This window comes from Clostridium sp. 1001271B_151109_B4, assembly GCF_015670405.1.
Classification (GTDB): Bacteria; Bacillota; Clostridia; order Clostridiales; family Clostridiaceae; genus Clostridium.
The window spans coordinates 185,732-197,288 of sequence record NZ_JADPBQ010000003.1; the positions used below are offsets into that span (position 1 = coordinate 185,732).

The 11,557-nt window shown below is 26.8% G+C and carries 11 protein-coding genes; 2 read left to right on the plus strand and 9 right to left on the minus strand.

The genetic code is table 11. The features are described 5' to 3' along the window. Window positions 1–237 precede the first annotated feature (237 nt). The 5 genes from I4V63_RS03610 to I4V63_RS03630 all read right to left on the minus strand — a co-directional run bounded on the left by I4V63_RS03610 (window position 238) and on the right by I4V63_RS03630 (window position 4,792). On the minus strand, window positions 238–1,461 hold the full coding sequence (locus I4V63_RS03610; RefSeq protein WP_195999932.1) for an ABC transporter permease subunit: 1,224 nt from the start codon (window positions 1,459–1,461) through the stop codon (window positions 238–240). Then, the gene (locus I4V63_RS03615) at window positions 1,461–2,381 is read right to left on the minus strand and encodes an ABC transporter ATP-binding protein (RefSeq protein WP_195999933.1); all 921 of its coding nucleotides are present in this window, start codon (window positions 2,379–2,381) and stop codon (window positions 1,461–1,463) included. The genes I4V63_RS03610 and I4V63_RS03615 overlap by 1 nt, the downstream gene beginning before the upstream one ends. Window positions 2,382–2,536: 155 nt before the next feature. Further along, window positions 2,537–3,091: a GNAT family N-acetyltransferase gene (locus I4V63_RS03620; RefSeq protein WP_195999934.1), complete on the minus strand. Its 555-nt coding sequence runs from the start codon at window positions 3,089–3,091 to the stop codon at window positions 2,537–2,539. A gap of 22 nt (window positions 3,092–3,113) precedes the next feature. Continuing rightward, window positions 3,114–4,124 carry a sensor histidine kinase gene (locus I4V63_RS03625; protein WP_195999935.1) on the minus strand — a complete coding sequence of 337 codons (1,011 nt, stop codon included), beginning with the start codon at window positions 4,122–4,124 and terminating at the stop codon, window positions 3,114–3,116. Beyond that, window positions 4,121–4,792, minus strand: coding sequence for a response regulator transcription factor (locus I4V63_RS03630; RefSeq protein WP_195999936.1), 672 nt, complete (start codon window positions 4,790–4,792; stop codon window positions 4,121–4,123). The genes I4V63_RS03625 and I4V63_RS03630 overlap by 4 nt, the downstream gene beginning before the upstream one ends. A 140-nt stretch (window positions 4,793–4,932) precedes the next feature. Between I4V63_RS03630 and I4V63_RS03635 the strand changes: the two genes are divergently transcribed. Continuing rightward, a complete protein-coding gene (locus tag I4V63_RS03635) occupies window positions 4,933–6,051 on the plus strand; it encodes a glycosyltransferase (protein WP_195999937.1) in 1,119 nt (372 codons plus the stop codon). A 2-nt stretch (window positions 6,052–6,053) separates the two neighbouring features. Then, window positions 6,054–6,698 (plus strand): glycerol-3-phosphate acyltransferase, encoded by a 645-nt coding sequence (locus tag I4V63_RS03640; RefSeq protein WP_195999938.1) that lies wholly within the window; start codon window positions 6,054–6,056, stop codon window positions 6,696–6,698. A 116-nt stretch (window positions 6,699–6,814) separates the two neighbouring features. On the opposite strand, the gene I4V63_RS03645 is transcribed toward I4V63_RS03640, so the two are convergent. From I4V63_RS03645 to I4V63_RS03660, 4 genes are all read right to left on the minus strand, one after another. Then, entirely contained in the window at window positions 6,815–7,942 is a 1,128-nt protein-coding gene (locus tag I4V63_RS03645; protein WP_195999939.1) for a toxic anion resistance protein, read from the minus strand. Between the two features lie 21 nt (window positions 7,943–7,963). Then, window positions 7,964–9,658 (minus strand): VWA domain-containing protein, encoded by a 1,695-nt coding sequence (locus tag I4V63_RS03650; RefSeq protein WP_347707718.1) that lies wholly within the window; start codon window positions 9,656–9,658, stop codon window positions 7,964–7,966. Window positions 9,659–9,688: 30 nt separating this feature from the next. Continuing rightward, on the minus strand, window positions 9,689–10,429 hold the full coding sequence (locus I4V63_RS03655) for a hypothetical protein (protein WP_195999940.1): 741 nt from the start codon (window positions 10,427–10,429) through the stop codon (window positions 9,689–9,691). A 213-nt stretch (window positions 10,430–10,642) separates the two neighbouring features. After that, window positions 10,643–11,485 (minus strand): AraC family transcriptional regulator, encoded by an 843-nt coding sequence (locus tag I4V63_RS03660; RefSeq protein WP_195999941.1) that lies wholly within the window; start codon window positions 11,483–11,485, stop codon window positions 10,643–10,645. Window positions 11,486–11,557 lie beyond the last annotated feature (72 nt).

The window sequence follows — 11,557 nt, forward strand, 5'->3', positions numbered from 1 at the left end:
CTCCACTGAATCCATATTTTTCAAGGCCTTACCTTGACTATGATTCAATTTTATAATTAATATGATAATCTATCCATAGAACTATATAACAGAAACCTTACATTTTTGTTATATAACGAAAATCGCACACCACTTTGGTGTGCGTATTTTGTAATTATCGCAGATGAAAATATACATATTTTCTCCTGATACAATTTATTATTAATCAACTTATACAATATAAGATAATTATTTTTATTAAATTAAAATATCTTTTCTTTTAAAGTTAATATGTGCAATTGTATATGAAATTATAATAGTTGCAATCATAACTATTATTCCATTTTGAACTGTCATATTAGGATTATTAAATGCCAATGCACTATTTCCAGTTAGTACACTAATTCCATCACCATAGTTTACAAATATTAAATGAGCAATATCTTTAAGTGAATCTATTCCTTGACTTCCTATACTTAAAAATACCGTAACAACTACTGATAATGCCATAGTTATCATACTACTCTTAATTAAAGTTGAAATTAAAAATACTACTGAACAAGCTGCTATAATAAATAATCCTTGGAATAGCATAGCTTTAACAAACAATTCTCCATTAGTTCCCATGTGCCCTGATCCTACAACTTTAACTAATTGAGCTATACCTTCAGAATTTATAACCTTATTATATTGAGCTCCTAAATTAACTGGATAGCTAGCTCCACCTAATTTACTAGTTAAATTTACAAAAGCAAATCCTATAAGTTCTCCCCCTAAAATCATAGCGAGAACTGTTATTGTTACTGATATAAATTTAGATAAAAGCACCTTCCCTCTTGTTACCGGTTGTACAAGCAAGAATTTTAATGTAGCTGGAGTACATTCTCCTGAAACTATATCACTCATAAATACAGCTATACCACAAAGTAAAAGTGCCATTCCTAAAAATTGCATAAGTAAAGTCATATAGTTATAAGCCTCATATTCCCATCCATAAAGTGGCTCAATATTATTATCCCTAAGATAATTATACATTTCTAAATTATCTTGCTCTTCCATTAAATATCTTTTTGACCACTCATCATCGTACTTTTTATAACTTTCTATAACTTGCTTACTATCCTCAATCATTTGATCTAATTGAAGCTTCCATGCCTTTTCATCTAATCCATTTTTTATTATATCTTTATAAGTTTCTATTTGAGCCTTTGAATTTTCTATAGATTCTTGTAAGTATGTTATATATTCTGGATTAACATCAGAGTCCTTATTCAGCTCAAGTTCTTCTTTATAATAGTTTAAATTCTCTTGAGCCATTTCTAGTTGTTTCTCTGGCGAACTCCATACTCTCATATTCTTATCGCTTCTATATTGAGCAAATATAGTTACTGCTATGAAAGCTGCAAAAAGCGCAAATACTATCCAAGTCTTAGACCTTTTCATAAGCTTTATTAATTCATTTTTTATTAAAGTAAATAACATTATCTTATTCCTCCCTCAACTAATTCCATATATCTTTGCTCTAAGCCTTTTCTTTCCTTATAGATTTCTTCAATATTAAAATTATTACATGCTAAGTGCTTAACTAGCTTAGGTGTTGAGTTATATTCTAATATTATTTGTAATCCCTTATCATTAATTTTACATGATGAAACATAAGTTAATTTTTTAATTTCACTTTCAATTACTTTCTTATCATCATTAGAAACAAGGCAAACTATATCTTTTTCAGTATCCATAGAGTGTGTATCTGAATTTATTTCTTCAACCGCCTTAATTACTCCATCATTAATAAATGCAACTTTATCACAAAGATTTTGAACTTCTGATAGTATGTGAGATGATACAAATACAGCCATTCCTCTTTCCTTAGCTGCCTTTTGTACAACTTCTCTAAAATCTAATATTCCAGATGGATCCAAACCATTGGTAGGCTCATCTAAAATTAATAGCTTTGGTTTTGATAACAGAGACGCTGCTAGTCCTAATCTTTGCTTCATTCCTAAAGAGTATTTTCTTACTTTATCATCAATTCTTCCCTCAAGGCCAACAAGTTTTATAGTTTCTTCTACATCTTCTTTAGATACCTTTCTTATTCTTGCAATTTGCATAAGATTTTCTCTACCTGATAAATACTTGTATAACTCTGGATTTTCAACCACTGCTCCAACTTCACTTAAAGCATTGCTTGTATCCTTTCTTAAATCATGCCCACAAATCTTTATTTCCCCTGATGTTGGCTTAATTAATCCAACTAACATTCTTATAGTAGTAGTTTTACCTGCACCATTAGGTCCTAAAAATCCAAATATTTCTCCAGCCTTTATATTAAAGCTTACACCTTTTATAATTTCTCTTTTTCCTAATGACTTTCTTAAATCATTTACCTCTAAAACATTCATGTATCTTCCTCCTACACTATTTTCATCACTTCTTGTATTATATCTATAAAATCTTACTATATAGTTTAAATTTTCTTAATAATTCCTTAAATAAAATATACCTCAGGTAAAATACACATAATTTCCCCTGAGGCATAGATATAAAAACATTTTTTCTACATTAATTTTATTTTATCAAAATACTCTTCTTTTAAAATATTATAATATAATTCATTAACTACTTTATTATCTAATAACGGTAGTTGCCTTATCTTTTCAAACTTAAAATTAAATCCACATTTTTCAATTACTCTTTTAGATTTAAAATTATAATCAAAATGACCACACCAAATTAAATCTAAATTTAATTCTTCAAATCCATATTTTATTAACGCTTTAACAGCTTCAGGAATATATTCATTTCCCCAATATTTAGGATTTAAAACATATCCTATTTCACGTACATTTCCACCTTGCATATTTTTATCAATCTTTTTATAATGTAACCCTACTCCACCGATAACTTTATTTTCACTTTTTAAAACCACTGCGTATTCTTCATCACCATCTATAAACATATCAACTATTTCTTTACTATCTTCTATAGTTTTATGTACAGGCCACCCTGCATTAGGCCCCACTCTGTCATCACTACCATAGTCATACATATCTAAATAATCATCTTTGCACCATTTTCTTAATATTAATCTTTCTGTTTCAATACTCTTCATAAACTTACTCTCCCTTTTAACACTAAAATTTCATCATATCATTTATAGGAAATAATATAGTTACCTCTGTTCCTTCATTTTCCTTTGATTTAATATTTATACCTAGTCCTAACTTTTCACAAAGCTTTTTGCACAAATACAATCCCATACCAGTAGATTTTCCAAATCTTCTACCATTTTCACCTGTATACCCTTTTTCAAAAGCTTTAATTACAGACTTTTCATCCATTCCAATTCCATTATCACATATTTTTAAAAGAACATCATTCTCTATATTTTCACTATATATTTTTAAAATACTTTCTTTCTTATCCATATATTTAATACTATTACTTACTATTTGACCTAAAATAAATTCTATCCATTTACTATCACATGATACTTTTTTATCAACATTACTAATATCAATTTTAACGTGTTTTGCAATTAAAGTATTAGCATTTTTTCTAATTACAGCATTAATAGATTCCTTTAAATTAATTTCCTTAATTAGATAATCTTTTTCTACTGCATTGCTTCTTGCATAAAATAAGACCTGTTCTATATAATCCTCAACCTTTGTTACTTCTTCTCCTATACTTTCAGTAACTTCATTATCATTATTTTCAATAAGTAATTTACAAGTTGATATAGGAGTTTTTATTTCATGTACCCAAAGCTCTATATATTCTTTATAATCCTTGCTATTTCTAATAGCTTCACTTATATCATCCTTCATTGCTTTTGTTGCCTGCTCTATAATTTCAAATAAAATTTTACCTTCTAAAAAATCTTCTTCACTAGTAATATCGCTAATAAAATACTTCTTATCTAATTCATCTAATCTCTTTAATAAACTTCCATAATACTTGCTTTTTCTAATATAATCATAAATAAAAAATACTATATTGGCTAAAAAATTCAAAGTACATATTAAAAGAATTGCATAGTAGGATACATTTAATCCAAACAATAAATATGATGTAATAATTAAAACAATTATATTAATTATTATAAATATAATCTTATCTTTAAAATATTCTATAAAGTTCATATTAAAATATACCCCTGTCCCCTCTTTGTTTGAAGATAATCAACAGCACCTATTTCTTCTAACTTTTTTCTTAACCTATTAATATTAACAGTCAAAGTATTATCATCAACAAATTCATCATCCTGCCATAAAGCTTTCATTAACTCATTTCTCGAAACAATCTTTTCTTTATTTTTTATTAATGCAAAAAGAATTTTACTTTCATTCTTTGTTAGTTCACACTTTTTATTATTAAATGTCATTTCACTAGTAGACATATTATACTTTAAACCGTTAAATTCAAAAACTTCACTATCTAAATTTTGATATGTTCTTCGAATAATTGATGAAATCCTAGCAAGTAAAATTTGAGTATTATATGGCTTAGTTATAAAATCATCTGCTCCTAAATTCATACTCATAAGCTCATCTACTTCACTATTTCTACTTGTAACTACTATTATTGGAACATTAGATTTCCTTCTTATTTCTCTGCATATATAATAACCATCATAATAGGGTAAATTAATATCTAACAATATTATATGTGGCTCCTCCTTTAATGAAATATCAACTATATTTTCAAAATCTGTTGAATAACTGGTTTCATAACCATATCTATTTAAAAATGTACTTAACTCTAACCTTATTTTTTCTTCATCTTCTATAATGAAAATTTTATTATTCATTGATAAAACCACCTCTTTTCATAATTATATCCATAACTTCTTGTAAAGCACAATTATTATACTTATAAATTAATTTATATGTTAAAATATTTATTATACTTTTTTGTTTTATATTAATTTAAAGATGAGGTGAAATTATTATGAAAGCACTTATTTTGTATACAAACACAGGTGCCGGACATGCTTCTGCTGGAAAAGCAATTTGTAATGCACTTGATAACTTAAATATTAAGACTGTAGAAATAGATACCTTAAGCTTTGCAGGAAAAAACACTTCTAAAAAAATAGAAAATTCTTATGTTAGCATAGTAAAACATAGTCCTAGATTTTTTGGATCACTTTATAAAGCTGGCGTAAAAATTAGTAACCCTAAGGTAAAATCTATAGTTTATATTTTAAATTCTCTTTATGCAAATAAAATATATAATATTATTAATTCTGAAAATCCTGATATAATTATTTGCACTCATATATTTTGTGCTCAAACAATTTCTTATTTAAAAAATAAATATTCATTTAACTCTATTACCGCTGCTATTGTAACTGATTATACATGTGCACCATTTTGGGAGGAAACATCCTTAGATTATTTTTTTATTCCTCATAAAGATTTAACTGATGAATTTGTTAATAAGGGAATAAATAAAGATAAACTCCTTAGCTTTGGATTACCAGTACATTCAAAATTCAAACAACACAAATCTAAAGTTACTGCAAAAAAGGAACTAAATCTTGATCCTAATATGAAACATATATTATTAATGGGTGGCAGTATGGGAGCTGGCAATATACTTGAAAGTACCAAATCCTTATCTGATCAATTACCTAGTATTCAAGTTACGGTTATTTGTGGACATAATGAAGAATTATTTAACGAACTTAATAAAGTAAAACTAAATAAAAATATTAATATATTATCTTTTACAAATTCTATTGATTTATTAATGGATGCAAGCGATATTTTAATTACTAAACCTGGTGGATTGACCACAACAGAGGCCATGACTAAAAATTTACCTATTATAATGATAAATCCAATTCCTGGCGTAGAATCTGCTAACTGTAATTTTTTTAAAAGTCATGGTATGGCACTAGCTTCAAATTCAGTAAATGAAACTTTATCTCTGTGTAAATCCTTATTAACTGACGATTCATTATATAATTCTATTATTCAAGCACAAAAGAAAAATATTAACTTAAATACAGCTGATGATATTGCTAATTTTTTAATAAAACAAGCAAATCATAGGAGGGAATAAACTTGTTCTTTAAAGATATTTTATTAATTATTTTATCTTTTTTATCGGGTTCTATTATGTATTCTTATTTAATTCCTAAATTAGTTAAAGGCATTGATATAAGAAAAATATCAGATGATATGAATCCTGGCTCAGGAAATGTTATTAAATATTGTGGAGTACCATTAGGAATATTATGTGTAATTTTAGATTTATTTAAAGCTTTTATTCCTGTTTTTATTTCTATTAATTATTTTTCTTCCAGTAACATAGCAATTATTTTTATTGCAATTTCGCCAATTTTAGGACATGCCTATTCACCTTTTTTTAAATTTCAAGGTGGAAAGGCTATTGCCTCTACATTTGGTTCATTTTTAGCATTATATCCTAAAAGTTATGTTGCATTAACATTTGCACTTATATTAATATTTTTTAAATTTATTTTAACTATTAAACCAAATTCTAGTGTTATTTTAGTCAGCATTTTATTTTTAGATATATTAGTATTTGCTTCTAATTCTAGTATTTATACTAAATTAATAGTATTTTTATCATCAATAATTCTGGGCCATAAGCATAAAATAAATAGAAATTACGGAGATATAACAATCTCATTATTTAATAAATACTACAAAAAAATTCTTTATCATAATGAAATTACTCAGTAATAACTATATAATTTTTCTATAAAATAATAAGTAGCAAATTTAGATATTTTGATTACTAAATTTGCTACTCACTCTTTCATTACATTAACTTACGATAATTGATTTCTAACTCTATACTATTCAGCTTTTTCTAATTTAGAAATCTGCCTTTCTCCTAAATCAGCTAACTCCTTAAATTGACTTATAGTTTCTTTAAGCCTTGGTAATGCTTCTTGTTTATATGAACTAATTGCATTTAATGCTTCTAAAGTATCAGAAAAGGCTGATTTTAAAGTATCTACAGAAATATTAGATTCAATTGATTGCCTTTGAATTTCTGCTCCTTGCTCCTTAAGCATTTTTGCTGTTCCGCTAATTAAATCATTTGTAGTTTTATTTAATAAATCTATCTTTTTCAAAACTATTTTTTGATTATATAGTGCACTAGCAACTATTGTTGCAGTTCTCAAAGCAGATATAGTTACATTTTTAGCCCTATCAACACCTCTTATAAGTTCTTTATTATTTCTTCTTATAACTTCAATTGCTATTATCCCTTGCTGATTAACAACTATCATTTGCTGCATATCCATAATTCTTTGCCTTAAAGGAAATAATATCTCCTCTGAAACAAAACTAATTCTATCTGGATCATCATTATTAGCTTTTGCTTTATTTAAGGCATCTGAAATCTCCTCATCCATCATTATTCCCATTTCTATTTCTTTAGCTAACTTTTTTGTTAAATCCCTCATAGATAACTCTTCTATTTCCAAAGTAGTATTATCATTTTTTAAAGTTATCTTACCTTTTTCCAAAGATTCCATGATATCATTAATAACATTATCAGCTTTTTGATACTTATCAAAATAAGTACGTATTGGATTTGCAACCCTTCCGAAAAATCCTTTTTTGGTAAAGTCTATCATGCTTGGATCAAGATCTTTCATTGCCCTTTGTAGTTCTGTTAGCCCAATAGCAACTTCTCCTCCTTCATCCCCCATTTTAGATAGGTTTTTTATACTTACTTCTAATAAGGCATTTTTTTTAGATGATTTTTGCATAGTATCTAACCCAAATTCATCAATTGATTTTAAAATCAACTTTCTATCCTCTAATGAATCCATATCTAAATTCATAACTGCTTCTACATTATTATCGCTTAATACTTTTAACTTTTTTACTTCTTCCCTTTCTGGCTTTACAGCTTCTATAACCTCATTTTTAATTTCTTCAGTATCACATACATTCATTGAAAATCCCATGTTCTAATACCCCCTATTTTTCTACATCTCTGCATTAAATAAACTTCCTAACTTATAAATAACATCATCAGAATCTGCATTAATACTTGTTGCCTCATTAATTGCAGAAATATTTTCCAATGCCTTAATATTTGCATTATATCCAATAGTATGAACTGGTATTTCAACTACCTCTAGGATTTCTTTTATATCTTCTAAAGAGTGTCCAATATTAGTTTCACCATCACTTAATACAAAAAGCATTAACTTAGCATCTGGATTCCTTTCCTTTTCTTCTAAAAGCATTTTAACAGCTACGGCAATTCCATCAAATGTTGCTGTTCCTCCACCAGCATCCATATCTTGTACAGCTCCAGTAAATAGTGATCTTTGATTTAAATCGAACTTTCCTATAGGAAGATTAATATTAACATCATTTGAATAAGTTACTAATCCAATAGAATTTTCTTCTCCTATATATTGTGCTCCATTCAATAATGATTTTTTTAGCTCATTTAATGGTTCACCCTCCATGCTTCCAGAAACATCTGCCACAAAAACTGCAGCTATAGGCTTATTGCCATTTTTATTTTCCTTCCATAGCTTTTGAGCCTGTATTATTACATCTCCCTCCAAATCCCCAATTTCACATTTATAATCTTCTAAGTTATTAAATCCATATTCTGTAGCTAAATCTTGATATTTTTCTCCCTTATAAAATTCAATGAATTTATTTAATATTTCTTTCTTTTCTTCAGATAAACTTCCAATTGAATATAATGGACTATCATGTCTATACCCAAATGGTGTAAATACATAATCTGCTTTTAATTCTGGTGAATTTATATATGTTTGATATTCCATAATAAATCCATCTAAAATACCTGATTCAGCAGAATTCCTTAACTGAAGTGTTGTATATGCTACTAATGGTATATTAGTTTGAAATTCATTAAAGCCCTCAATTGCTTTTTCACTTAATGGATCACTTGCATCAAATGTGCTTAATGTTGATACTAAAAAATTTAATCCTGTTGCACTTGCAAATGGATTTGTATATCCCATATTTATTTCCCCATTAGCAACAGCCTCTGTAACATTCTTCAAATTAATTGAACCATACTTTTCTATTAACTCATCATACTTTTCCTTAGACATAATAATACCAGCCACATTTCCAACCATTTTTTCATCATATAATTCAATTGTCTTTCCATTGGCTTTTATCATTTCTCCCCATAGTTCATTTGATGGATTATATGCATCCGGTAAATATTTCTCTGAAACTATATAATCCATTCCAAGTCCTGATGCTACTTGCCTTATCTTAACTGAAACAGTTTTCCCATTCACTTCTATTTCTGCCTCATTAAAATCATTAGCTACATCTATTAACCAACTATCCTTTCCAGTACCAGTTTTCTCACCTGTAGAAAATATTTCAATGTAAGTGTCAGTAGTATTCTCAACTTGTGCTGGATACTTTTCAATATCCGGAATAGTATCTTTTACATCCTCAACACCTAAATCTATGGCTGCTTTTCTAGGTTCTATTTTATTAATATCAATATCTTTACAAATCTTATTCAACTTATCAGTTGCATTTTCTTCAGATATAGCTTCTTTACTTTTTCCCCAATTTTTAGTTAAAGTTATTCCACCATAAACTAATCCAAAAATTACAATAGCCATAACAATCAAGATACCTGCGAGTTTTCCACTTTTCTTACCACCCACTAATCCATACCCCCTACTTCTTTTATTTATCTACTTATAAAATTTTATTTTATTAATTAATTCATCAACCTCCTTAATTGCACTCATATTTTCTAACTCTCCATCCTCTAAACTATTAAATTTTGATAACTCAAAAAGAAATTTATCTAATTTCAGTAAAATCTCTTCATTATCTTCTATAGAATCTTTTACAAAAGATATATATTCATCAAACATATCTTTTTTCTGCTCTTCTATTTTTCTATTAAGTTTTCCATTTTTAGTGTACTTTTTTATTTTTTCATAATCTTGTTCATCAAAAATATTTATTTTATTGATAACACTCTTTATATTTATATAAAATACATCTCTTACTTCAGATATTGTTTTCTTAAATTTTATATAACTCATTTCATTTACAGTAAACTTTTGCAGTAATATATCATCTATTTTTTCTTGCTTTTTATCCATTCTCTCTATTTGCTCTAATAAAATATCAATATCCTTTGAAAAAACTCTTTTACTACTATTCTCCTTTAATGCTTCTATGTAATCTTCACTATCATCTAATTTAGAAATATCAATCTCATCATTTTCTTTTATTAATATTTTATAATTTCCAATAATAAAAATAATAAAGCTCATTATGATTATTGTTATGCCTATTGATGTTTGAAATATATTAATAAAATCTATTTTAATATTAAATAATCCTGGTGAAAAAATAATAATATTAAGCATTACAATTGCAATATTCAATCCTAGTAATGAACTTATTCTTTTAACCTTCAAATTGCAACACCCCTTTTTTCGCTTTTTATATTAAAATATATTCTCCTTTATGCGTGAATATTTATTTTTATAAAAAAACTCTACTCTAAAAATAATATCCATCCTTATGTTTTCAAATAATATTTATAATTTTTATAAATATGCTTATCTAAAAACAAAAAGTCCTATATTAAGGCTTAACTTATATTCAACCTTAATATAGAACTTAATTTTTTATCTAAATGCAGATGGAGATATTCCGTAATACTTTTTAAATAATTTACTAAAATGATATGCATCATTATATCCAACTTTTTGAGCTACTACTTTAATAGGAATACTTTTATCCTTTAGTAAATCTTCTGCTTTTGATAATCTTATTTTAATTAAATGATTTATTGGAGAATCTCCAATCTCTTCCTTAAATATCTTTGAAATATAAACAGGACTTAAATACATATTCTTAGATATCTTGTCTAAGGAAATATCACACATATAATTTTCATTCATATAATCAATAATTTGCCTAACTATATTTTGTTTTTCAGACGATTGAAATGAACAATTATATTCATCTTCCTGCTTTTCTTCACTTTCAAACTCCCTACATAGAATAATCAATAATTTCATTACTAAAGATTTTAGTACCAATGGATACCCCACTCTTTTCATTTTTTCCTCTTTAATAATTTCATCACAACACTTTAAAAATTCATTTTCATACTTTCTTAATTTTATTACAGGTCCTACCCCTTTATTATCTATGTAATTCTCTCTTATATCACTTAATTTAAAGTTATGAACACCTATGTGTAATTGAGTATATTTAGAATACTCACCAGGTGTCTCCATATGATATAATCCTGGATTTGAAATTAATACTTCCCCTTTTTTTATCAAGTAATTATTACCATCGATACAATAGTCAGCTACCCCAGATGTTACTATTGATAACTCTAGGAAATCATGACAATGATACTTAAATTCCCAATGATTATCACTTCCATCTAAACTTGCTTGAAAAGCAAATAATACTTCTGGATTATATTCCTCTGTTCCTCTACCCCATTCAAACATTTCTTTCTCCTTATCTCATAAACTTCATTATAATTATAACTTTATATAATAATATACATCAATAGTTTAAGA